The sequence below is a fragment of the Brachymonas denitrificans genome, from assembly GCF_907163135.1.
GTDB lineage: Bacteria > Pseudomonadota > Gammaproteobacteria > Burkholderiales > Burkholderiaceae_C > Brachymonas > Brachymonas denitrificans_A.
Genome location: NZ_CAJQUA010000001.1, coordinates 1,858,667 through 1,881,185, shown reverse-complemented (window position 1 = coordinate 1,881,185; position 22,519 = coordinate 1,858,667). Strand labels below are relative to the sequence as shown.

23 protein-coding genes are annotated in these 22,519 nt (G+C 65.7%); 19 read left to right on the top strand and 4 right to left on the bottom strand.

From position 1 onward, the window contains the following. The first annotated feature begins 244 nt into the window (after nucleotides 1-244). The 4 genes from KKQ75_RS08755 to KKQ75_RS13185 all read left to right on the top strand — a co-directional run bounded on the left by KKQ75_RS08755 (nucleotide 245) and on the right by KKQ75_RS13185 (nucleotide 2,838). A complete protein-coding gene (locus KKQ75_RS08755) occupies nucleotides 245-1,108 on the top strand; it encodes a lysophospholipid acyltransferase family protein (protein ID WP_091815327.1) in 864 nt (287 codons plus the stop codon). Beyond that, on the top strand, nucleotides 1,105-2,115 hold the full coding sequence (locus KKQ75_RS08750) for a lysophospholipid acyltransferase family protein (RefSeq protein ID WP_250131046.1): 1,011 nt from the start codon (nucleotides 1,105-1,107) through the stop codon (nucleotides 2,113-2,115). The genes KKQ75_RS08755 and KKQ75_RS08750 overlap by 4 nt, the downstream gene beginning before the upstream one ends. 74 nt (nucleotides 2,116-2,189) lie before the next feature. After that, nucleotides 2,190-2,480 (top strand): nucleotidyltransferase family protein, encoded by a 291-nt coding sequence (locus tag KKQ75_RS08745; protein WP_091815332.1) that lies wholly within the window; start codon nucleotides 2,190-2,192, stop codon nucleotides 2,478-2,480. Between the two features lie 124 nt (nucleotides 2,481-2,604). Then, on the top strand, nucleotides 2,605-2,838 hold the full coding sequence (locus KKQ75_RS13185) for a HepT-like ribonuclease domain-containing protein (protein ID WP_434087724.1): 234 nt from the start codon (nucleotides 2,605-2,607) through the stop codon (nucleotides 2,836-2,838). On the opposite strand, the gene yihA is transcribed toward KKQ75_RS13185, so the two are convergent. Beyond that, the gene (yihA, locus tag KKQ75_RS08735; protein WP_213361596.1) at nucleotides 2,822-3,619 is read right to left on the bottom strand and encodes a ribosome biogenesis GTP-binding protein YihA/YsxC; all 798 of its coding nucleotides are present in this window, start codon (nucleotides 3,617-3,619) and stop codon (nucleotides 2,822-2,824) included. The genes KKQ75_RS13185 and yihA overlap by 17 nt on opposite strands. A gap of 167 nt (nucleotides 3,620-3,786) precedes the next feature. On the opposite strand from yihA, the gene KKQ75_RS08730 reads away from it, so the two are divergent. From KKQ75_RS08730 to KKQ75_RS08705, 6 genes are all read left to right on the top strand, one after another. After that, the gene (locus tag KKQ75_RS08730) at nucleotides 3,787-4,425 is read left to right on the top strand and encodes a c-type cytochrome (protein WP_091813059.1); all 639 of its coding nucleotides are present in this window, start codon (nucleotides 3,787-3,789) and stop codon (nucleotides 4,423-4,425) included. A 198-nt stretch (nucleotides 4,426-4,623) separates the two neighbouring features. Beyond that, the gene (locus KKQ75_RS08725) at nucleotides 4,624-6,780 is read left to right on the top strand and encodes a cytochrome c biogenesis protein ResB (RefSeq protein WP_213361594.1); all 2,157 of its coding nucleotides are present in this window, start codon (nucleotides 4,624-4,626) and stop codon (nucleotides 6,778-6,780) included. 13 nt (nucleotides 6,781-6,793) lie between these two features. Beyond that, nucleotides 6,794-8,167, top strand: coding sequence for a c-type cytochrome biogenesis protein CcsB (gene ccsB, locus KKQ75_RS08720; RefSeq protein WP_213361591.1), 1,374 nt, complete (start codon nucleotides 6,794-6,796; stop codon nucleotides 8,165-8,167). Between the two features lie 143 nt (nucleotides 8,168-8,310). Beyond that, nucleotides 8,311-8,691, top strand: coding sequence for a hypothetical protein (locus KKQ75_RS08715; RefSeq protein WP_213361589.1), 381 nt, complete (start codon nucleotides 8,311-8,313; stop codon nucleotides 8,689-8,691). A gap of 101 nt (nucleotides 8,692-8,792) precedes the next feature. Next, complete coding sequence (msrP, locus tag KKQ75_RS08710) at nucleotides 8,793-9,791, top strand: protein-methionine-sulfoxide reductase catalytic subunit MsrP (RefSeq protein WP_213361587.1); 999 nt, start codon at nucleotides 8,793-8,795, stop codon at nucleotides 9,789-9,791. Nucleotides 9,792-9,801: 10 nt separating this feature from the next. Next, on the top strand, nucleotides 9,802-10,431 hold the full coding sequence (locus KKQ75_RS08705) for a sulfite oxidase heme-binding subunit YedZ (protein ID WP_213361585.1): 630 nt from the start codon (nucleotides 9,802-9,804) through the stop codon (nucleotides 10,429-10,431). A 39-nt stretch (nucleotides 10,432-10,470) separates the two neighbouring features. Here the strand turns inward: KKQ75_RS08705 and lysA are convergent, their stop codons facing one another. Together lysA and lptM are read right to left on the bottom strand one after the other, a co-directional pair. After that, complete coding sequence (gene lysA / locus KKQ75_RS08700) at nucleotides 10,471-11,754, bottom strand: diaminopimelate decarboxylase (RefSeq protein ID WP_213361584.1); 1,284 nt, start codon at nucleotides 11,752-11,754, stop codon at nucleotides 10,471-10,473. Between the two features lie 61 nt (nucleotides 11,755-11,815). Continuing rightward, nucleotides 11,816-12,121 (bottom strand): LPS translocon maturation chaperone LptM, encoded by a 306-nt coding sequence (gene lptM / locus KKQ75_RS08695; RefSeq protein WP_200785694.1) that lies wholly within the window; start codon nucleotides 12,119-12,121, stop codon nucleotides 11,816-11,818. 14 nt (nucleotides 12,122-12,135) lie between these two features. Here lptM and cyaY point away from each other — a divergent pair, with 14 nt between their 5' ends. Continuing rightward, nucleotides 12,136-12,462 carry an iron donor protein CyaY gene (gene cyaY / locus KKQ75_RS08690; protein WP_091813068.1) on the top strand — a complete coding sequence of 109 codons (327 nt, stop codon included), beginning with the start codon at nucleotides 12,136-12,138 and terminating at the stop codon, nucleotides 12,460-12,462. Between the two features lie 52 nt (nucleotides 12,463-12,514). On the opposite strand, the gene KKQ75_RS08685 is transcribed toward cyaY, so the two are convergent. Continuing rightward, on the bottom strand, nucleotides 12,515-14,971 hold the full coding sequence (locus tag KKQ75_RS08685; RefSeq protein WP_213361583.1) for a penicillin-binding protein 1A: 2,457 nt from the start codon (nucleotides 14,969-14,971) through the stop codon (nucleotides 12,515-12,517). Nucleotides 14,972-15,221: 250 nt separating this feature from the next. Between KKQ75_RS08685 and pilM the strand changes: the two genes are divergently transcribed. The 8 genes from pilM (at nucleotide 15,222) to KKQ75_RS08645 (ending at nucleotide 22,519) form a co-directional block, all read left to right on the top strand. Next, nucleotides 15,222-16,223, top strand: coding sequence for a pilus assembly protein PilM (gene pilM, locus KKQ75_RS08680; RefSeq protein ID WP_213361578.1), 1,002 nt, complete (start codon nucleotides 15,222-15,224; stop codon nucleotides 16,221-16,223). After that, complete coding sequence (locus KKQ75_RS08675; RefSeq protein ID WP_213361577.1) at nucleotides 16,211-16,789, top strand: PilN domain-containing protein; 579 nt, start codon at nucleotides 16,211-16,213, stop codon at nucleotides 16,787-16,789. Before pilM ends, KKQ75_RS08675 begins: the two co-directional genes overlap by 13 nt. Next, nucleotides 16,786-17,454 (top strand): type 4a pilus biogenesis protein PilO, encoded by a 669-nt coding sequence (pilO, locus tag KKQ75_RS08670; RefSeq protein WP_213361574.1) that lies wholly within the window; start codon nucleotides 16,786-16,788, stop codon nucleotides 17,452-17,454. Before KKQ75_RS08675 ends, pilO begins: the two co-directional genes overlap by 4 nt. Then, nucleotides 17,451-17,996: a hypothetical protein gene (locus KKQ75_RS08665; protein WP_213361573.1), complete on the top strand. Its 546-nt coding sequence runs from the start codon at nucleotides 17,451-17,453 to the stop codon at nucleotides 17,994-17,996. Before pilO ends, KKQ75_RS08665 begins: the two co-directional genes overlap by 4 nt. Nucleotides 17,997-18,166: 170 nt before the next feature. Beyond that, entirely contained in the window at nucleotides 18,167-19,435 is a 1,269-nt protein-coding gene (locus tag KKQ75_RS08660; protein WP_349772153.1) for a type IV pilus secretin PilQ, read from the top strand. Between the two features lie 19 nt (nucleotides 19,436-19,454). Further along, nucleotides 19,455-20,015, top strand: coding sequence for a shikimate kinase (locus tag KKQ75_RS08655; protein ID WP_250131045.1), 561 nt, complete (start codon nucleotides 19,455-19,457; stop codon nucleotides 20,013-20,015). A gap of 70 nt (nucleotides 20,016-20,085) precedes the next feature. Then, nucleotides 20,086-21,327 (top strand): 3-dehydroquinate synthase, encoded by a 1,242-nt coding sequence (aroB, locus tag KKQ75_RS08650; protein ID WP_213361567.1) that lies wholly within the window; start codon nucleotides 20,086-20,088, stop codon nucleotides 21,325-21,327. Nucleotides 21,328-21,367: 40 nt separating this feature from the next. Beyond that, a complete protein-coding gene (locus KKQ75_RS08645) occupies nucleotides 21,368-22,519 on the top strand; it encodes a deoxyguanosinetriphosphate triphosphohydrolase (protein ID WP_213362735.1) in 1,152 nt (383 codons plus the stop codon).

The window sequence follows — 22,519 nt, the reverse complement described above, 5'->3', positions numbered from 1 at the left end:
CAGACGCGTTGCCATTCAAGAGCCTGGCGAACGCTTTAGCAGTAGGCCGCTGTGCCGGTGGGCAGGCCCTGGATGGCGGGCTGCAGGGGTTTGCCTGCTGCCTTCCCGCATCCCCGTGCGACAATGTCGGAGGGATGGATCGCCCTGCAAGTTGCTCGTTTAACTCGGCGATGGGGGCTATTGTAATGAATCCGTCAAAACCCGGCCAGAAGTGCAGGTTCTGCCCTGGCTGCAAACACTTGCCATGGATCAACTGTTTCGATTTTTTGCCCGTTTCCCTCTCTGGCTGCTGCACGGCATGGGCGCCGTGGTGGGGTGGCTGGTGTATGGCCTGTCGTCGCGCTACCGCCAGCGCTGGGCCGAGAACCGCGATCAGGCCGGCCTGAGCAAGGCGCAGGTGCGTGGCGCCATTGCGCACGGCGGACGCATGATTTTCGAGTTGCCGCGCATCTGGTTCGGCAAGCCCGCGCCCTATCAGTGGCAGGGTGTCGAACATGTGGAGCGCGCCTATGCGGCTGGCAAGGGCGTGGTGTTCCTCACGCCGCACATGGGCTGTTTCGAAATCACGGCGCAGGCGCTGGCCGAGAAATTCGGTCCGCAGTATGGCGACCTCACCGTGCTCTACCGCCCGGCGCGCCAGGCCTGGCTGGCCGAGATGATGAAGCATGTGCGCCACCGTCCGGGGCTGAAGTCGGCGCCGACCACGCTGGCCGGCGTGCGCCAGATGATCAAGGCCTTGCGCAAGGGCGAGGCCGTGGGCCTGCTGCCCGATCATGTGCCGCCGGAAGGGCAGGGGCTGTGGGTGCCATTCTTCGGGCGCCCGGCCTACACCATGACGCTGGCGGCCAAGCTGGTGCAGCAGACCGGCGCCGAGGTGATCGTGATCTGGGGCGAGCGACTGCCGCACGGGCGGGGATTCCTGCTGCATTGCAACCCGCTGTCCGAACCCCTGCCGGCCGAACTGGAGCCTGCGGTGGCGCAGATCAATCGCGAGATGGAAAAGGTGATCCTGGCTGACCCCAATCAGTACATGTGGAGCTATGCGCGCTATCGCCAGCCGCGGCCGCAGCCGGCGGTGGAGCAGGCGGGCAAGGAGCCTGTGGCATGAGCGAGCCGTCGCAGCGTGACATGACGCCCCCGGTTGCGGGAAGTACACCCGTGGGCGAGGCGCGGGCGCCCGCTCGGGCGGCGCAGGCTTCGGAGCGCCCGCTGAAGCCGCAGGAAAAGGAGTTGCCCCCGCTCGGCGGCCGGGAGCGTCTCTGGTACGCGGTGCTGGGCGTGCTGGCGTATCTGCCGCTGTGGGTGTGGCGCGCCCTGGGGGCTGCGCTGGGAAGCCTGTTGTACTGGGCCATTCCGCGTCGCCGCCATGTGGCGCTGGTGAACCTGGCGCTGTGTTTTCCGGAGTGGAGCGATGCCGAGCGCAAGCGCGTGGTGCGGCGCCACTTCATCGTGTTCGTGCAGACCTTTTTCGACCGCATCTGGCTCTGGCATGGCAGTCCGGAGCTGCTGCGCAAGCGCCTGCGCATGGTGGGCGATGTGCAGGCCCTGCAGGGCGATGAGCCCACCATCCTGTTTGCGCCGCATTTCGTCGGGCTGGATGCCGGCGGCATGGCCTTGTCGGGGCAGCTGCCGCAGCGCGACTTCATCTCCATCTACACGCCGCAGCGCAATGCGGGGGCCGACCGCTGGCTGCGACGCGGCCGCACGCGCTTCGAGAATGCGCGCGTGGTGTGGCGGCGTGACGGGGTGAAGCCCATCATTGCGGCGCTGCGGCAGGGCGGCATGCTCTACCTGCTGCCCGACATGAACTTCGGCCCGCAGGAGTCGATTTTCGTGACCTTCTTCGGCCAGCCCGCGGCCACCGTGCCTTCGCTGTCACGCTTCGCACGGCTGGGCAGGGCGCAGGTGGTGACCACTGTCACCTTTCTCGATCCGCATGGCTACACCCTGCATGTGGAAGGGCCGTGGAAGGACTTTCCCACGGCCGATGTCGAGGCCGATACCCAGCGCATGAATACTTACCTCGAGGCCTGGGTGCGCAAGCGCCCGCACGAGTATTTCTGGGTGCACAAGCGCTTCAAGACGCGGCCGGAGGGGATGCCGCCGGTGTATTGAGGGTGAGCGCGGAATTTGACTTTTGGCATCAATGTGGAATGATGCAATTGTGTTTTCGCATTCTTCTGATGACCATGCGTCCTTCCGTAGCCCTCCACGCCAGACGATATGCTGTGCTTGCAGCAACGCAGCGTTTTGGTGTGTCCAATCCGCGCGTGTTTGGCTCGGTGTTGCGGGGCACTGATACAGAGGGCAGCGACCTGGATCTTCTGGTGGATGCGAAGCCGGGAACGACCTTGTTTGACCTCGGGGGACTCAAGGACGAGCTTGAGGAGGCTTTGGGAATCACCGTGGATGTGCTGACGCCGGCCGATTTGCCCGCCAAGTTCCGCGCCGCTGTTCTGGCGGAGGCGCGGGCCATATGAGCATCAACCGGTTGCCGGACTATATCGAGCACATGCAGCAGGCTGCGTCGGATGCCTGTGTCTTTACAGCGGGGCTGTCCAGGCGGATTTTCTTGAGGACAAGCGCACGCAGCAAGCAGTCATCATGAGTCTCATCATTCTTGGCGAAGCGGCCACCAAGGTGATGGATGGCTATCCTGATTTTGCGGCCAGCCGTGCAGAAGTTCCATGGCGCAGCATGCGGGGGATGCGTAATCGCATCGCGCACGGCTACTTCGAGATCAATCTGGAGCTTGTTTGGGATACTGTGCAGCAGGCTTTGCCCGAGCTGTTGGCGCAGCTGCCTCGGGTGCATGCCGCTGCTATGGAGCAGGGCTAGCGTCGTCTCCCATGTTGTCGGGGTCGTCAAGACATTCCGGCTCATCGGGAGCATCTGCATCAGGGAACCCGCTCTCGGATGTGGGCAGGTCACCATTGTCGTGCGTCCAGGCCCACAGCAGTTGCGCCACTTCGGCCACGCCCTGCTTCTTCAAGGCCGAGAACAGCATCACGTCGCCGCCGCCAGCCTGCAGGCGCGTGATGGAGAGCACCTTGGCGGCTTCGCTGCGGGTAAGCTTGTCGGCCTTGGTGAGCAGCACCAGGAATTTCAGGCCTTCCTCCACGCGCGGGCGGATGGCCTCGAGCAACAGTTCGTCCAGCTCCGTCAGGCCCAGACGCGGATCACTCATCAGCACCACCCCCTTGAGGTTCTTGCGCGTGACCAGGTAGTTGGCCATCACGCGCTGCCAGCGCTGCTTGTCGGCCAGCGGCACCGAGGCGTAGCCGTAGCCGGGCAGGTCGGCCAGCACCGCATCGGTCTCGCCCTGGCGGCCGAGCGCGAACAGGTTGATGTGCTGGGTGCGGCCCGGCGTCTTGGAGGCGTAGGCCAGCTGGCGCTGCTGCGTGAGCGTGTTGATGCAGGTGGACTTGCCGGCGTTGGACCGGCCGACGAAGGCAATCTCGGGAACGTCCAGCTCGGGCAGCTGGTGCAGTTGCGCGGCAGTGGTGAGGAAGCGCGCGGTGTGCATCCAGCCCAGCGCGGTTGGCGTCTTGGGCGGTTTGGCGGGAGCGGCGGGCTTGCTGCGGGACGCAGACTTGGGGGAGCGCGGAGAGGCGGCCATGGCGGAATCGCTGTGAAGGGTCTTGCCCGGGAGCAAGCATTGCTGCGCGAATGGCAACAGAAAATGAAGGCAGGGTTATTTTTGGTTACCTTGCGTTGTAGAATGAAAGAGTTTACCCGGATTGAGCGGTCTTCCGGGGTCTCTGTTCACTACGGACCCATGCAACCATGAAGCCTGTTATCTCTTTTGCTGCTTCCCTGATTTCCGCCGCGATGCTGGCTGCTGCCGGTTCGGCCGTGGCTGCCACGCCCGCTGCTGCTCCTGCTGCTCCCAACCTGGAAAAGGGCAAGGCATCGTTCAATGCAGTGTGTGCTGCCTGCCACGCGGCTGACGGCAACTCCACCATTGCCGCCAACCCGGTCCTGGCCCAGCAGCACCCCGAGTACATCATCAAGCAGCTGCAGGAATTCAAGGAAAACAAGCGCAAGGGCACCGTCATGGCCGGCTTTGCCGCTCCGCTGAGCGATGAAGACATGCGCAACATCGCCTACTTCGTGCACAGCCAGAAGGCCAAGCCCCAGGCCGCCACCAACAAGGATACGCTCGCCCTGGGCGAGAAGATCTGGCGCGGCGGCATCATCGCCCGTGGCGTTCCTGCCTGCGCAGCCTGCCACAGCCCCAACGGCGCCGGCATGCCGATCAAGTATCCGCGTCTGGCAGGCCAGCACGCCGGCTACACCGAGCTGCAGCTCAAGGAATTCCGCGACGGCATCCGCACCAACGACAAGGTCATGCCCGAAGTGGTCAACGGCATGAACGATGCCCAGATCAAGGCGGTTTCCGACTTCATCCAGGGCCTGCGCTGATCCTGACGCTTTCGGCGGCCAGCAGTTCGCGCTGCCGGAGCAGCAGGTGCAGGGCTCCTGCCATACCTCAAGAGCGGGCTGCGGCCCGCTTTTGTGTTTTTTGAATCTGGTTAAGACCGGCTTCAGTGAATACCCGTATCATGTGCGCGGGTGCGGTGCGCGCCTGATGTTTGCCCCAGACCACAGATTTTCCCGAGCATGACGACTTTTTCCACACAAGGCCTGCAGGTACGCAGCGGCGGACGCTGGTGGCGCTCTGCCGTCGAACTGGTGTCGTCCATGCGCTTTGCCATTGCGCTGCTGACCATCATCTGTGTGGCGTCGGTAATCGGCACCGTGGTCAAGCAGCACGAGCCGTTCAACAACTACATCAACCAGTTCGGCCCGTTCTGGGCGCGCGTGTTCGAGGCGCTCAGCCTGTACAGCGTGTACAGCGCCTGGTGGTTTCTGCTGATCCTGGCGTTTCTGGTGGTGAGCACCAGCCTGTGCATTGCCCGCAACCTGCCCAAGATCGTGCAGGATCTGCGCAACTACAAGGAAAACATTCGCGAGCAGGCGCTCAATGCCTTCGGCCAGAAAGCCACAGCGCAGTTTGGCGAACAGCCCGAACAGGCGGCCCAGCGTATCGGCCGCACCCTGGCCAGCGGCGGCTGGAAGGTGAAGCTGCAGCAGCGCCAGACCGCGCAGGGCGCAGGCTGGATGGTGGCGGCCAAGGCGGGCGGCATGAACAAGATCGGCTATCTGGCTGCGCACAGCGCCATCGTGCTGATCTGCATCGGCGGCCTGTTCGATGGCGACCTGATGGTGCGTGCCCAGACCTGGTTCAACGGCAAGAGTGCCTACACCGGCGGCGGCATGATTGCCGACATCAAGCCCGAACACCGCCTGAGCGCCAGCAACCCCAGCTTCCGCGGCAACCTGTTCGTGCCGGAGGGCACGGCGGCCGACAACGCCATCCTCAACCAGAAGGATGGCGTGCTGATCCAGGAGCTGCCCTTCATCCTGGAGCTGAAGAAGTTCATCGTCGAGTATTACCCCACCGGCATGCCGCGTGTGTTTGCCAGCGAGGTCGTCATCATCGACAAGGAAACCGGCAAGCGCGAAGACGCCCGCATCGAGGTGAACAAGCCGGCCAGCTTCAAGGGCATCGAGATCTACCAGTCCAGCTTCGAGGATGGCGGCTCCGAGATCACGCTGCAGGCCATCGGCATGGGCAACCCGACCCAGCCCTTCGAGGTGAAGGGCGCGGTCGGCACCTCGCAGACCATGGTGGGCGGCAATGACAAGCGCACGCTGGAGATCACCAACCTGCGCACCATCAACGTCGAGAACTTCGGCGACGATGGCAAGGGCGACCGTGGCGTGGACGTGCGCAAGGTCGACCTGCAGCAGACCCTGAAGCAGAACCTGGGTTCGGCGCAGAACAAGAAGGAACACCAGTTGCGCAACGTGGGCCCGAGCGTGACCTACAAGCTGCGTGATTCTTCTGGCCAGGCGCGCGAGTTCAACAACTACATGCTGCCGATCAACTCAGGCGAAGGCGTGCCCGAGTTCATGTTCGGGGTGCGCGCCAATACCGCCGAGCCCTTCCGCTACCTGCGCATTCCGGCTGATGAGAAGGGCGAGCTGAACGAATTCCTGCGCCTGCGCGAGGCGCTGATGGATCCGGCGCTGCGCGCCGAGGCCGTCAAGCGCTACGTGGCGGCCAATGCCGGCACCGAAAGCCCCGAAATGACCGAGCAGCTCACCGCCTCGGCCGAGCGCGTGCTGTCGCTGTTCGCCGGCGACCCGGCGCTGTTGCCGCAGGCGCGCCTCGATCCCAACAGCGAGGCCGCCCGCAGCTTCGGCCTGCAGGCGATTGCCGCCTTCATCGAGAAAACCATTCCCCCGGACCAGCAGACGCGCTTTGGCGATGTGCTGCTGCGCATTCTCAATGGCACGCTGATCGAGCTGCTGCAGGTGGAGCGTGCCAGGGCCGGGCTGCCCGAGCTGGACCTGAACAAGGAACAGAACCGGGCCTTCATGGCCCAGGCCGTGGTGGCGCTGAGCGACGCGCCACTGTATCCTGAACCCCTGCTGTTCCACATGAAGGAATTCAAGCAGGTGCAGGCCAGCGTGTTCCAGGTGACGCGCAGCCCGGGCAAGTGGGTGGTCTATCTGGGCTGCCTGTTCCTGATCCTGGGCGTGTTTGCCATGCTCTATATCCGCGAGCGCCGCGTGTGGGTGTGGATTACCCCGACAGGTGAGCAGGGACAAGCGAGCAGCGCTACCATGGCGCTGTCCAGCAACCGTCGCAATATCGACAGCGACAAGGAATTTGCAGTGCTTAAAGACAAACTGCTGGGAGTCCGATGACATGAGTACCCCTATGAGCACCACCAGTCCGCAGGCGCCCATTGGCGCTCCGGTCACCATCACGCTGAGCGAAGGCTATTTCAGCCGGCGCAACTGGTTCGACTGGCTGTTTGCCCTGCTGGTCGTGGCAGGCGGCGTGTTTGCCTTCCTGCAATACAACCACGCCATGGATGGCTACGAGAAGGGCATCCTGATCGGTACCGTGCCGGTGCTGATCTGGCTGGGCTGGTTCTGGCGCCCGGCGGCGGTGCTGATGCTGGTGGTGGCGGCATTCTCGCTGTTGTCCATCTCGCTCTATGACGGCGACCTCAAGCGCGCCGACAGCGTGTTCCTGCTGAAGTATTTCCTCTCCAGCCAGTCCGCCATCCTGTGGATGTGCATGATGTTCTTCATCAGCACGCTGTTCTACTGGGTGGGCATGTTCACCGGCAAGGTGGAAACGGCCGGCGGCGACGCCTACCGCAGCAACACCATGGAAGTGCTGGGTTCGCGCATCACCTGGGCAGCCATCGGCATGGCGCTGGTCGGCACCATGGTGCGCTGGTACGAGAGCCACCACATCGGTGCCGGCATCGGCCACATCCCGGTGAGCAACCTGTACGAAGTGTTCGTGCTGTTCTGCTGGATGACGGCGCTGTTCTACCTGTACTACGAGATGCAGTACCGCACGCGGGCGCTGGGCGCCTTCGTGATGCTGGTGGTGAGTGCGGCCGTGGGCTTCCTGCTGTGGTACACGCTGGAGCGTGAAGCGCAGGCGATCCAGCCGCTGGTGCCCGCGCTGCAAAGCTGGTGGATGAAGCTGCACGTGCCGGCCAACTTCATCGGTTACGGCACCTTTGCCCTGGCGGCAATGGTGGCCTTTGCCTACCTGATCAAGAAGCAGGCCACCGAAACCCAGTGGTACAAGCTGGCGCCGCTGTGGCTGCTGGGCATCGTGCTGTGCCTGGAACCGGTGGTGTTCCGCCAAAGCGGCATGAAGACGCTGAGCACCTACTGGGCGATCTACTTCGGCATTTCCGCGCTGATCGTGGCCGGCATCCTGCTGGGCCGCAAGGCGATTGCGGCGCGCCTGCCGGCACTGGAGGTGCTGGATGACGTGATGTACAAGTCCATCGCCGTGGGCTTTGCCTTTTTCACCATCGCCACCGTGCTGGGCGCCCTGTGGGCCGCTGAAGCCTGGGGCGGCTACTGGAGCTGGGACCCGAAGGAAACCTGGGCCCTGATCGTGTGGCTGAACTATGCGGCCTGGCTGCACATGCGCCTGATGAAGGGCCTGCGCGGCACCGTGGCGGCCTGGTGGGCGCTGGCCGGCCTGGCGGTGACGACCTTTGCCTTCATCGGCGTGAACATGTTCCTGAGCGGCCTGCACAGCTACGGTACGCTGTAAGGAACACGCCAGCACTCAGCAGGACGGGCATCCGGAAACGGATGCCCGTTTTTTCTGGCAGAGGATTTCGTCCCGGTCCTACGCGTGGCAAAGAGGTGGGTGGAGCATGCTGGATGGCGTGTTCCTGACACAAGGAGACGATCATGAAACACGGCAAGACGCTTCTGGGATCCCTGCTGGGCGGTGTAATGATGGCGGGGTGTATTGTGGTGCCGGACCATCCGCGCGTTCCCGACGGGAGCCAGCGTCCGGTGACGGAGGTGGCACGCCTGACAGGTGAGCGACAGTGCGAACGCGGCGGCGAAACGCTGCTGTACCAGCAGCGCCGGCTGGAAGCAGCAGGTGTACCGGTGCTCGCATCGACCTGCGGCACCGATGGTCGCATGTATCCGGCCGTTTGTGGCGGGGCGACCGGACATTTGGGCATTTTCACGATTCCCGCTGGACGCACGCAGGCTGCAGAGGCGGCAGGTTTCGTTCCCCTGTCCGCTTATCCTGATGCGCAGCGCACCGTTTGCCGCTGAGGGCTGATCCCTGATACGAGGGTGGGGACTCTGTCCTGCGAACGGCGCGCAGAGCCGCCGGTCTGCAAGAATGCCATGACCTATGGCAGAAGGAGCCCACCATGCATTTCCTCCGCGAACGGGGGTTCGAACACCGGATCCCGAGCGATATCACCCCGCCAGAGCAATACGCTGTGCGCCGGCAATGGCTGCGGGAGGCGGGCTTGCTGGCAACGGTGGCAGTGTCGGGCGGGCTGGGGGTTTCTGGTACGGCAATGGCAGCCCCGGCGCCGCAGGGGAGCACAGGGGCGCGCAAGCTGTCAGCCAGCGCATCCCGGGTGCCGGGCGCCAGCAGCAGCGAAACCCGGACCAGCTACCGCGACGCGACCAGCTACAACAATTTCTACGAATTCGGCACCGGCAAGTCCGATCCTGCCCGCAATGCCGGCCGTCTGCGCACCTCGCCGTGGACCGTGCGCATCGAAGGGGCGGTGCACAAGCCGCTGACGCTGGGCATCGAGGACCTGCTCAGGCTGGCGCCGCTGGAGCAGCGCGTGTACCGCCTGCGCTGTGTCGAGGGCTGGAGCATGGTGATTCCGTGGGTGGGGTATTCGCTTTCGAACCTGCTGCGGCGGGTGGAGCCGAACGGCAGTGCGCGTTTCGTCGAGTTCGAGACGCTGGGCGATGCCGCGCAGATGCCGGGGCTGCGTTCGTCCGTGCTGCAGTGGCCCTACACCGAAGGGTTGCGGCTGGATGAGGCCATGCATCCGTTGACGCTGCTGGCGCTGGGCATGTATGGTGAGGTGCTGCCGGCCCAGAATGGCGCGCCGGTGCGTCTGGTGGTGCCGTGGAAGTACGGCTTCAAGAGCGCCAAGAGCCTGGTCCGCATCCGCCTGACGGAGCAGATGCCGCGCACGGCGTGGAACAAGGTGGCGCCCACGGAATATGGTTTCTATTCCAATGTGAACCCGTCCGTGCCGCATCCGCGCTGGAGCCAGGCGACCGAGCGGCGCATTGGCGACAGCCTGTGGACGCCGCGGCGCAAGACGCAGCTGTTCAACGGCTATGCTCCGCAGGTGGCCAGCCTGTATGCCGGCATGGATCTGGCGAAGAATTTCTGAAAGGACAAGAATGAGTGCAATCAAGGGCCTGCTGGCCAGCCGCAAGGCCAAGCCCCTGCTGTGGCTGCTGGGCTTGCTGCCGCTGGCGTGGATGGTGTGGCAGACGGCGCAGGGTGCGTATGTCAATCCGGAAGAGTCGCTGGTGCGCGGTGCGGGCGACTGGGCGCTGCGCTTCCTGTGCCTGACGCTGGCCGTCACGCCGGTGCGCGTGACCTTCAAGCTGCCGCAGGTGCTGCGTTTCCGGCGCGTGCTGGGGCTGCTGATGTTCAGCTATGCGGTTGTGCACCTGCTGCTCTACGCGGGGCTGGCCATGGGTTTCAGCCTGGGCGAGGTGGCGCGTGACATCGGCGAGCGCCCCTTCATCCTGGCCGGGATGCTGACCTTTGGGCTGCTGTTGCCGCTGGCGCTGACGTCGAACAACGCCGCGATCCGCGCGCTGGGTGCCTCGAACTGGCAGGCGCTGCACCGCCTGATCTATGTGGCCGCGGGCACCGCGGTGCTGCACTTCCTGTGGATGCGGGCCGGCAAGAACGATACGGCCGAGGTTTGGGTGTATACCGCGATTCTGGGCCTGCTGCTCGGCTGGCGGCTGTGGTACTGGAACCGCAACCAGCCGGCGGCAGGGGCTTGCGGGCATTGATCCGGCCGGCGGCATGCAGTGCACATGCCTGCCCGCCTATTACAGCAGCCGTTCGCGCGCGTAAATGGCGCTGACGGTTTCACGCTCGGCCACCAGGTGCGCCTGGCCATCGGCCACCAGCACTTCGGCCGCACGGCCGCGGCTGTTGTAGGTGCTGGACATGCTCATGCAGTAGGCGCCGGCGGAGAGCACGGCCAGCAGGTCGCCCTGCTGGACCGCCAGGGTACGGTCGCGGCCCAGCCAGTCGCCGCTTTCGCAGACCGGGCCGACCACGTCGTAATTCAGACTGATGGCCTCCGGCTGTTGCGGGCCGACCGGCACGATCTGGTGGTAGGCCTCGTACATGGCGGGGCGCGGCAGGTCGTTCATGGCGGCATCGACGATGCAGAAGTTCTTGGCTTCTGCATGCTTGAGGTAGAGCACCTCGGCCACGCAGATGCCGGCGTTGCCGACCAGCGAGCGGCCGGGTTCGATCAGGATCTGGCGCTCGCCCATGCCGCGGGCGTCCATTTCGGCCAGCAGGGCCTGCCACAGCTCGTTGGCGGCGGGCGGGGTTTCGTCGGCGTAGGTGATGCCCAGGCCGCCGCCGAAATCGAAATGCGGCAGCGGGATGCCATGCGATTCGATCAGTTGCACCAGATCGAGCATGCGCTGCATGGCGTCCAGGTAGGGGCCGGACTGAGTGATCTGCGAGCCGATATGGCAATCGATGCCCACCACGCGCAGGCCGGGCAGGCTGGCGGCCAGCTGGTAGGCGGAGAGGGCTTCCTCGTGCGCCACGCCGAACTTGTTGCCCTTGAGGCCGGTGGAGATGTAGGGATGGGTGCGGGCGTCGACGTTGGGGTTGACGCGGATGCTGATGGGCGCCTGGCAGCCCAGCTCCACGGCAACCTCGTTGAGCACGTGCAGTTCGTTGATGCTTTCGACGTTGAAGCAGCCGATGCCGGCCTGCAGCGCCTGGCGCATTTCGCTGCGTTTCTTGCCGACGCCGCTGAAGATGATCCTGGCCGGGTCGGCCCCGGCTGCCAAGGCGCGCTCGAGTTCACCGCCGGAGACGATGTCGAAGCCGCAGCCGGCCTGGGCAAACACCTGCAGCACGGCCAGCGTGGAGTTGGCCTTCATGGCGAAGCAGATCAGGGCGTTGCGGCCGGCAAAGCCCTGCTGGTAGGCCTGCAGCGCGCGCAGCATGGTGGCCTTGGAATAGATGAACAGCGGCGTGCCGTGCTCGCGCGCCAGATCGGCGACGGACACGCCGTCGACGCAAAGCTGGTTGTTGGCATCGTAGGCCAGGGAAGGGGCGCCGGGGAGTTGCAGGGTGGTCATGATGGCGGTGCTTCGCAGGAGGGAAGGGGATCGGGGCCGAAGGCCGAAAGGGGACGGGGCGTCAGCGGATGTCGTCGTGTTGCAGCGGGTCTGCTTCAACGTCTGGCGCGAGGATGGGGGCCGGTAGAGGGGCAACGGCCGGCGTGGCGCCCGAAGCCGTGACGGAAGCGGACGCCGCGCTGGCGGCGGGCGTGGCTGCCCTGGCGCGTGGCAGTACCGGGCCAAGCAGTGTTTCGGGCAGCGTGGCACGGTGGGCCGCTTCCGGCGCGGTGGGCAGATACAGAGGCCCTTTCTGGCCACAGCCCATCAGCGGGGTACAGCACAGGCCGAGCAGGGCGCTGTTTACAATGATTCGGACATTCAACATAGGCTGGAATTGTAATGACTGACCTGGAATACCTGGAAGCGGCGGAGCAGGTGTTGCGCCGTATCGAAGCAGCATGCGACCGCATCAATGACGACACCGACGCCGATATCGACAACCAGCGCGTGGGCGGCATGATCACGCTGGTGTTCCCCAACCAGAGCCAGATCGTGATCAACCTGCAGAAGCCGCTGCACGAGATCTGGATGGCGGCCCGTGCGGGCGGTTTCCATTACAAGTTTGATGGCAGCCAATGGCAGGACACCAAGGGCCATGGCGAATTCTTTGCCCACCTGAGCCGCTGTGCCAGCGAGCAGGCGGGCCTGGCGCTGGAATTTGCCTGAACCCTGCCCAGACGAATCAGGCAGCCCGCGGGCTGCCTGAAGGGGTGCGGCCTCAGTTGCCGCGGAAAACGTCATCGGTGGCGAGCGGACTGTTGGAGGGGGCGCCGGCCGGGTCGGCTCCCTGGGGTTCGCCGTCACTGCTGTCGCTGCCCTGGCCTCCCGACTTGGAACGGCCGGGATTGGGGTTGTAGTTGGAGACGCCGATCCGGCTGATGCCGCGTCCGCCGGCGTATTCCTCATAGACCCAGTCGCCCTGGCGCGTCACGCCTTCCGGCGCCTTGCGGTTGAGATCGGTGACCGGCACGCCCTTGAGCGCCGTCTGCATGTACTGGATCCAGATCGGCAGGCTCAGGCCGCCGCCGGTTTCGCGGTCGCCCAGGTTGCGCGGGTTGTCGAAGCCCATCCAGACCACCGCGACCTGGGTAGCCTGGAAGCCGGCAAACCAGGCGTCTTTCGAGTCGTTGGTCGTGCCGGTCTTGCCATACAGGTCGGAGCGGCCCAGCGTGCCGGTGGCGCGTGCGGCGGTGCCACGGGTGGTCACCTCGTTCATCAGGCTGTTCATGACGAAGGCATTGCGCTCGGGGATGGCGCGGCGGTCTTCGGTCAGTTCGACCGGCTTGACTTCGGAGATGGTGTTGCCGCGCTGGTCCTTGATCAGCGAGATGATGTAGGGATTGACGGCATAGCCGCCGTTGGCAAACACCGAGTAGCCCACCGCCATTTCCAGCGGCGTGACGGTGCCGGCGCCCAGCGCCATGGTCAGGTAGGGCGGGGTGCGTTCGGCCGGGAAGCCGAAGCGGCCGGCCCATTCCTGGGTTTTCTGCGTGCCCACGGACTGCAGGATGCGGATGGACACCATGTTCTTGGACTTGGCCAGGGCCTGGCGCACGGACAGCGGCGGACCGTTGCCTCCATCGTAGTTCTTGGGCGCCCAGGGTTTGCCGCCAGTGACGTCGGAGCCGAAGTACAGGGGCGAGTCGCTGACGATGGTGCCCGGCATGATGCCCGTTTCGAGGCCGGCCGAGTAGATGAAGGGCTTGAAGCTCGAGCCCGGTTGGCGGTAGGCCTGCGTGACGTGGTTGAACTTGTTCTTGTTGAAGTCGAAGCCGCCGACCAGGGCCTGGATGGCGCCGGTGCGCGGGTCCATGGCAACGAGGGCGCTTTCCACTTCGGGCAGCTGGCGGATTTCCCAGCCGCCCTTGCCCTTGACGATGCGGATGACGGCACCGGGGCGGATCTTCTGCGTGGCCGAGGCCTTGGACGACAGCGCAAAGCTGGCAAAGCGCAGGCCGTTGCCGGTGATGGCGATGTCCTCGTTGTCGCTGCGGCGCACCACGACCTTGCGCGGCGAGGCTTCGGTGACGATGGCGGCGACCATTTCGCCGGCATCCGGATAGTCGGTCAGGGCATCGGAGATGGCTTCTTCCAGCAGCTCCTTGTCCTTGGGCAGCGTCACGAAGTGCTCGGGGCCACGGTAGGCGCGTCGGCCATCATAGGTGAGGATGCCGCGGCGCACGGCCTCGTAGGCGGCATTCTGGTCGCGGGTGGAGATGGTGGTGTAGACGTTCAGGCCGCGCGTATAGGCTTCGGGGCCGTACTGGTCGTAGATGAGCTGGCGCACCATCTCGCCCACATAGTCGGCGTGCACGGTATCGCCGAAGCTGGCGCGCTTGTACACCAGCTGTTCATTGCGGGCTTCCTCGGCCTGTTCGGGCGTGATGAAGCGGTTCTCGACCATGCGTTCCAGGATGTAGACTTGGCGCGTGCGGGCGCGGCTGGGGTTGACGATGGGGTTGTAGAGCGAGGGGGCCTTGGGCAGGCCGGCCAGCATGGCGGCCTCGGCAATGCTCACGTCCTTGATCGACTTGCCGAAATAGGCTTCGGAAGCCGCGGCAAAGCCGTAGGCACGATTGCCCAGGAAGATCTGGTTGAGGTAGATCTCGAAAATCTGGTCCTTGGTCAGCGAGTGCTCGAGCTTGAATGCCAGCAGCATCTCGTAGATTTTGCGCGTGAAGGTCTTTTCGGAGGAGAGATAGACGTTGCGCGCCACCTGCATGGTAATGGTGGAGGCGCCCTGGCTCTTGGACTTGCTGAAGTTGGCCAAGCCGGCACGGGCCACGCCGACGTAGTCGATGCCGCCGTGCTCGTAGAAGCGGGCGTCCTCGATGGCGAGCACGGCGTCCTTCATGACCTTGGGAATTTCATTGAAGGGCACGTAGCTGCGGCGCTCCTCGCCGAATTCGGAAATCAGGTTGCCTTCGGAGCTGTAGATGCGCAGCGGCAGCTTGGGCTGGTAGTTCTGCAGGCTGGAGACGTCGGGCAGGTTGGGGTAGGCCACGGAGAGGGCGACCAGCACCAGCAGCGCCAGGGTGGCGGCTCCCGCCACGGCCAGGCCGATCAGCCACAGAAACAGGCGAACCAGCCAGTGACGCTTCTTGGGTGGGGGAGGGGAAGGAGGTTGTGCCGGGTTGGACGGCCCGGAGAAAACGGGATCGATCGGTGATGTCATGGGTGCATGGGGTACGGAGCGCAAGACTGCACACTGCGCGCATGGCAAGGGTACGGGCAGGCCCAGGCCCCCGCCGGATCACGACATTGTGCATCAGAGGGCTGGCATCTGCATCACGTCTCTGGATGGCGCTTGTAACAAGGGCTTGCGGCTGTGGGGTGATTGCCACTCGGGGGAGAAAGTGGTGTTTGGGTTGTTGGTGTTCAAATATGGAGTATAAAATAGATAAAAAGTACTATTAATTTTAATCATGAAATGGATCAGGCTAGGGGCTGGGTGGCCATGGAAGCGCCAATCGGCCCCGGTGATGGCGCTGGGGCTGTATCGCGGTACGCAGGAGTGGCGCCTGCTGCAACTGGTGCGCGGGCGCGAAGGCGGCTTGCGCGTGCATGCGGCTGGCGTATTGGCAGTGCGCGATGCGGCGGATGAGGGGCGCCCCGGGGCGGAGCCCGAGGGCTTGCGCCTGCGGGCCTGGATGGGCGACTGCGGGGTGGTGGCCTCCACGGTGGTGGCAGGCTTGCCGCGCTCGGCCCTGCGCCTGTGGCGCATGCAGGTGCCGGCTGGACTGGACGCAGAGGACATGGAGCATATGGCTCTGCTGGATGCGCAGGGCCGGCACGGGCTTTCCGGGGAAGCCTGGTGTGTGGATTTTGGCGTGCTCGGGCCTGCTGCACGGATGGACGAGGGTGTGGAGCTGCTGGTGGCAGCAGCGCCCCGGGCTGAAGTGGAGGGTTGGCAGCAAGGGCTGCATTCGGCCGGGCTGCCGCTGCAGATGCTGGAGGTGGCTGCCCATGCGGCCAAGGCGGCCGTGCTGCGGGCCTGGCGCTGCCAGGCCGGGGAAGGCACGGGTTGTCACTGCATTGTGTTGTGGGAAGAGGAGGTGGCGACCCTGCTGTGGATGCTGGACGGGGTGCTGCTGGAAGAGCAAGGGCTGGAGGTACGCGAAACGCCGGAGCTGGCGGCAGGCTTTGCCCACCACTGCCGGGTGCGTGGGGTGGAACTGCAGCAGATCTGGCTGGCGGTGGATGTGCCGATGGCGGAGGCCGGGTTGCTGCGGCTGTATGAGGCGCTGCGGCAGGGGATTGGCATGGCCTGCAGGGATGAGGCGGAGCCGGCCGTGCAGTGGCTGCAGCCCTGGTGCGGCATGGCGTTCGGTGATGCGGGTGTGCACGAACGGCTGCTCGCGCAGGCATCGGGCTGGTGGACCGTCTGTGGGCTGGCCTTGCGCGGGGTGGATGCATGGTCCTGCTGAATCTGCTGCCGCACCGGGAGCAGGCCCGCTGGCGCCAGCGGCGGCACTGGCACGGCATGCTGGGGGTTGCGCTTGGCGTTGCCGTGCTGGCAGGTGTTGCCCTGTATGCGCAGGGACAGCAGCGCCTGGGCCGCCAGGAGCGGGCCACGGCGGTGCTGGAAGAGGCCGTCGCCCGGCTGGGACCGCAACTGGCCGAGGTGCGCAAGCTGGACGCTGCCCTGCGCGAGGGGCGCACGCGCCTGCAGCAATGGCAGGCCTGGCAGCAATCCGCCCGGCAACCCTTGCGTCTACTGGAGTTGCTGGCGCGCGAGCTGCCGCCGGGCACCGGTTTGACGCGGGTGGAGCAGGAACCGGGACAGATGGTGCTGCAGGGGCTGGCCGTGTCGCGCGAGGCGGCGACTGCCCTGCGCGAGTTGATCGACGGAAGCGGCCTGCTGGCGCAACCGGCGTTGCTGGCAGATATGCGGGACGAAAAGGACGGGGTGGTATTTCGCCTGGTGCTGCCGCTGGCGCCGGTGGGCTCGGGACAGCCTCCTGTTGCCGCGGCGGATGGAGTTGCTGAATGATGGCGGATCAAGGCGAGCGCGCAGGTCTTTTGCTTGCCTGGCAGCGGCTGCAGGGGCGCCCCATGGCGCAATGGCCGGTGCAGGCGCAGTTCGGAGCGGCGCTGCTGCTGGCAGCCGGCCTCTCTGTGGCGGCGGGGCTGGTGCTGTTGCGCATGGAGCAGGAGGCCCTGGCCGGGCATGAGGCGCGGCAGCAGGCGCTGCAGTCGGACTACCGCAAGCATCTTGCCGAGGTGGCCGCCTTGCCGGCCCTGCGTGCCCGGATGCAGGCCATGGAGCAGCAACAGGCTGCACATGCCGCGCTGGCGCCCAGGGCCGCGCAGGAGGGAGAGCTGCTGTCGGCCTGGCACCGGGCGGCCGCGGCTCAGGGCTTGCAGCTGGGGCGCCTGCAGCCCGGCAAGGAGAAGCTGCAGGAAGCTTACGCCCGCCAGTGGCTGCAGTTGCGCGCCGAGGGCGGTTACCAGGGCGTGACCGGCATGCTGGCGGCCCTGCAGGGATTGCCATGGAGCGTGGTGCCGGAGCGCTGGAGCCTGGCCCCCGACCGCAGCCGTTCGGGGCGCAGCCGGGGCGCGCTGGTGTGGCAAGGCAAGTTTGCCGTGTACCGCTTTGCCCTGGCGGGAGAGCGTCCGGTGCGCAAGGGGCGCAAGACGGGAGGGAAAACATCATGAAGGTGGAGCAGGCAGGGGCGATCCTTGCAGTTGCGGCGGTGCTCGCGGGATGTTCCGGACAGCAGGATCCGGAAGCCCGGATGCGGGCCTGGGTGCAGGCGCAAAAGGCGGAACCGGCGAAGGCGCCGGAGCCGTGGCCCGATGCGGCCATCGAGGCCGAGGTTGGCGTGGCAGGACAGGACGGGGCGGCGAAGGCACAGGCTTTGCATGATCCCTTTGCTGCGGTGCAGGCTTTGGGCGGAATCAGCGATCCGGCTTCTGCGGCTTTTCCGGCTGGTGCAGCGGGGGCAGGCGGGCAGGCAGGCACGGCAGGTCCGGTCTATCTGGGCATGCTGCAGCGTGGTGCGGACAGGGCCGCGGTGGTGCGCACGGGCGAGAGCGTGGAACTGGTGCGGATCGGGCAGCGCATCGGAAAGGATGGCGCACGGGTGGCCGGCATCGGCACACAAGCCCTGACGCTGCACGCAGCGGGTGCCAGCGGGCGCGACGCAAAGGGAACGGGCGTGCAGCAATTGCCGCTGGAACAGGATGGAATGCAATGAGCGACAGGCGCAAGGCGGGGAATGGCCGCTGGATGGCAGCAGGGCTTCTGGTCCTGCTGCTGGTACAGGGACCGGCAAGGGCGAGCAGCCCTGCGACGGGCGTCCCGGGAGATACCATGTCGGCCGGTGAGGCTGTGGTGGAGCCGGCAGCGCAGCGAAAGCGTGACCGCATGCGCACTGACCGCATTTCGCTGCATTTCCAGAACATCGAGGTGCGGGCATTGCTGCAGGTGATTGCCGACTTCACCGGCCTGAACGTTGTGGCCTCCGATTCGGTGACGGGGAGCATGACGGTGCGCCTGAAGGAGGTGCCCTGGGAGCAGGCGCTGGACATCATCCTGCAGACGCGCGGGCTGGCCATGCAGCGCAAGGGCAATGTACTGTGGGTGGCGCCGCAGGGAGAGCTGGCGGCGCGGCAGAAACTGGATCTGGAAGCCGGTTCGGCCATCCAGGGGCTGGAGCCGGTGCGAACGCAGGGCTTTTCGCTCAACTATGCACGGGCGTCGGAACTGGTGCGGCATCTGGCCGGGAGTGGCACCAGCGGCTCGCGCATGCTGAGTGCGCGTGGCCATGCCTTTGCCGAGCCGCGCACCAACCAGCTGTTCGTGACCGATGTGCCTTCGGTGCTGGAGCAGGTGCAGGGGCTGCTGGCGAAACTGGACATCCCGGTGCGGCAGGTGATGATCGAGGCGCGCATCGTGGAGGCGGGCGACAGCTGGGGCAAATCGCTGGGCGCACGGCTGTCCATCCTGGGGCAGGGGCAGAGTGGCGCCTCGATTGGTTCGTGGAACGGGCGCGACTACCGGGTGGGTGTGGCATCGCGGCCCGGCGCAGCGGAGACGACGCTGTACAACCTGCCGGCGATCGGGCAGAACGGCTATAGCCCGGCGACGCTGGGGTTGAGCATTTTCAGCCCGGCGGCGGCGCGCTTCCTGAGCCTGGAGATTTCGGCGCTGGAGGCCGATGGCAAGGGCAAGCTGGTGTCCAGCCCGCGGGTGGTGACGGCCGACCAGACCAAGGCGCTGATCGAGCAGGGCACCGAGTTGCCGTACCAGGTGGCGACGGCCAGCGGCGCCACCTCGCTGGCCTTCCGCAAGGCCAACCTCAAGCTGGAAGTGACGCCGCAGATCACGCCGGAAGGCAATGTGATCCTGGATCTGGATGTGAACAAGGATTCGGTGGGGCGCTCCACGCTGGACGGCTTTGCCATCGACACCAAGCACATCCAGACCAATGTGCTGATCGAGGATGGGGGCACGCTGGCGATTGGCGGCATTTTCGAGATGAGCGAGCGCAACGATGTGAGCCAGGTGCCGGTGCTGGGCGATATCCCCGTGCTGGGCAATCTGTTCAAGACGCGCACGCAGGCCACCGAAAAGAAGGAGATGCTGGTCTTCATCACGCCTAAAATCCTGTCAGGAGGCGTGGCGATGCGCTGAAGGCACAGGAGAGGCAAGAATGATCGTACTGGTAGGCATGCCCGGATCGGGCAAATCATCGGCAGGGCGGCAGGTGGCGCGCCGCTTTGGCCTGCCCTTTGTCGATTCGGACCACCTGATCGAGGCGGAGATCGGCATGCCGATCAAGGATTATTTTGCGCGGCATGGCGAGGAGGCCTTCCGCGATCTGGAGACGGCCACGCTGCGCCGGGTGGGCGAGCGGCCGGGGCAGTGCGTGCTGTCGACCGGCGGCGGCTCGGTGCTGCGTCCCGAAAACCGTGCGCTGCTGCGCGAGAAGGGCACGGTGCTATATCTGCGCGCCTCGCCCGAGGAAATCTATCGCCGCCTGCGCCACGACACCAAGCGCCCGCTGCTGCAGGTGGCCGATCCGCGGGCCAAGCTGCAGGAACTGTTCCAGGCGCGTGATCCGCTGTACAGAGAGACGGCGCACTACGTGATCGAGACCGGGCGCAGCTCGGTGCAGGGGCTGGTGCACCATATTGCGATGCAGCTGGAAGTGGCGGGTGTCCTGCCGGCGCGTGGCCAGCGCGGACAGGCCCCCCGGAGCGATGCCCGGTAACGGTGTGCCGAACACGGCGCCCCATTGCTGACAGGGCGGCGGCTGCACATTCTTGCGTCACAATGATGGCATGAATGCTGCATCCGCCCTGACCCGTTTCGACATCACCGCCTCGCTTCCCGACTTTGATCCCGTTCCTGCCCGGGGCGGCGATACCGTACCGATTGCGCTGGATGCGCGCAGCTATCCGATCCGCATCGGCAGCGGGCTGCTGGGGCAGGCGGAAACCTGGAGCGATCTGCCGAAGGCGCGGCAGGCGGTGATTGTGACCAATACCACGGTGCAGCCCCTGTACGCCGCGCAACTGGAGCATGCGCTGGCACCGCACTACGCCCAGGTGCGCACGGTGGCGCTGCCGGATGGCGAGCAGTACAAGACCTGGGAAGCGCTGAACCAGATTTTCGATGCGTTGCTGGGTGGCCAGTGCGACCGCAAGACGGTGCTGTTTGCTTTGGGCGGCGGCGTGGTGGGCGACATGACCGGTTTTGCTGCAGCCTGCTACATGCGCGGTGTGCCTTTTGTTCAGGTGCCCACCACGCTGCTGGCGCAGGTGGATTCTTCGGTGGGCGGCAAGACGGCCATCAACCATCCGCTGGGCAAGAACATGATCGGCGCCTTCTATCAGCCGCGCCGCGTGGTATGCGATATGGACTCGTTTGCGACGCTGCCGGACCGCGAGCTGAGCGCCGGCTTGGCGGAAGTGATCAAGTACGGTCCGATTGCCGATATGGCCTTCTTCGAATGGCTGGAGCAGAACATGGAAGCGCTGCGTGCGCGCGATGCCGATGCGCTGCGCGTGGCGGTGCGCCGCAGCTGCCAGATCAAGGCCTGGGTGGTGGGGCAGGACGAGCAGGAAAGCGGCATGCGCGCCATCCTGAACTACGGGCACACCTTTGGCCATGCGATCGAGGCGGGGCTGGGGTTCGGCACCTGGCTGCACGGCGAGGCGGTGGGCTGCGGCATGGTGCTGGCGAGCGAGCTGTCGGCGCGGCTGGGGCTGGTGGATGCCGCCTTTGTGCAGCGCGTGCGCAGCCTGGTGCAGCGCGCCGGCCTGCCGGTGCTGGCGCCTCAACTGGAGGATGATGCAACTGCCGGGGCCGCGGGTGATGCCGGCGCAGGGTCGGGCATCGATGCCAACGCCGAAGCCTGGCTGCACCACATGCGCGTGGACAAGAAGGCCGAAGCCGGCCAGATCCGGTTCGTGGTGATTGCGCAGCCGGGCGAGGCGGCGCTGGCGACCGCGCCCGATGCACTGGTTGCCGAGGTGATCGCCGCGCACAGCAACCCGCATGCCTGCCTGATGCAGCGCTGAGTACGCCGTGGCGATCTTCGTTCCGGACCTGCCTGATACCATGCGCGGCAATGCGCCTGCGCAGGCGCATGCCCCCTGGGCGGCGCATCCGCTGCAATCGCGCGGACGCCGCCATGCAGAGCAGGAAGCGCCCACGCGCGGCATGTTCCAGCGTGACCGCGACCGCATCGTGCACTCCTCCGCGTTCCGGCGGCTGGTGTACAAGACGCAGGTGTTTCTCAACCACGAAGGCGACCTGTTCCGCACGCGGCTGACGCATTCGCTGGAAGTGGCGCAACTGGGCCGCAGCATTGCGCGTGCGCTGGGGCTGGACGAGGATCTGGTGGAGGCGATTGCGCTGGCGCACGATCTGGGACATACGCCGTTCGGCCACGCCGGGCAGGACGCCCTGCACGCCTGCATGACCGATTACGGCGGCTTCGAGCACAACATGCAGAGCCTGCGCGTGGTGGATGTGCTGGAGCTGCGCTATCCGGAGTTCGACGGGTTGAACCTGTGCTTCGAAGCGCGCGAAGGCATTCTCAAGCACTGCTCGGCGCGCAATGCGCGCTGGCTGGAGGAGCGCGAGCCGGGTGGCGTGGGACTGCGCTTCCTGCAGGGCACGCAGCCCAGCCTGGAGGCACAACTGTGCAATCTGGCCGACGAGATCGCCTACAACGCCCACGATATCGACGATGGCCTGCGCAGCAGTCTGCTGAGTTGGGAGCAGGTGCTGACAGTGCCGCTGGTGGCGCGCCACCATGCCAGCGTGCAGCGCGATCATCCGCAACTGACGGGGCGCCGCCTGCTCTACGAAACCATCCGCCGCATGCTGAGCGAGCAGGTCTATGACGTGATGACAGCCACGCGCGCGGCGATCAGCCGGCACCGGCCGCAGCATGTGGACGAGGTGCGGCAATGCCCGCCGCTGGTCGGCTTCAGCGCCGGCATGCGGGCCGAGTCGCTGCAACTCAAGCAGTTGCTGCTGCATGCGCTGTACCGCCATCCGCAGGTGATGCAGAAAATGGGCGTGGCGCAACAGGTGGTGCGCGAGCTGTTTGCGATCTACCTGCAGCAGCCGGGCGAGATGAAGCCGGATTTTGCCGCCCGCCCGGATACGGAGCGCGCCGTGGCGGACTATATCGCCGGCATGACCGACCGTTTCGCGCTGCGCGAGCATGCGCGCCTGACCGGCCAGCAGGTGCCGATGTGA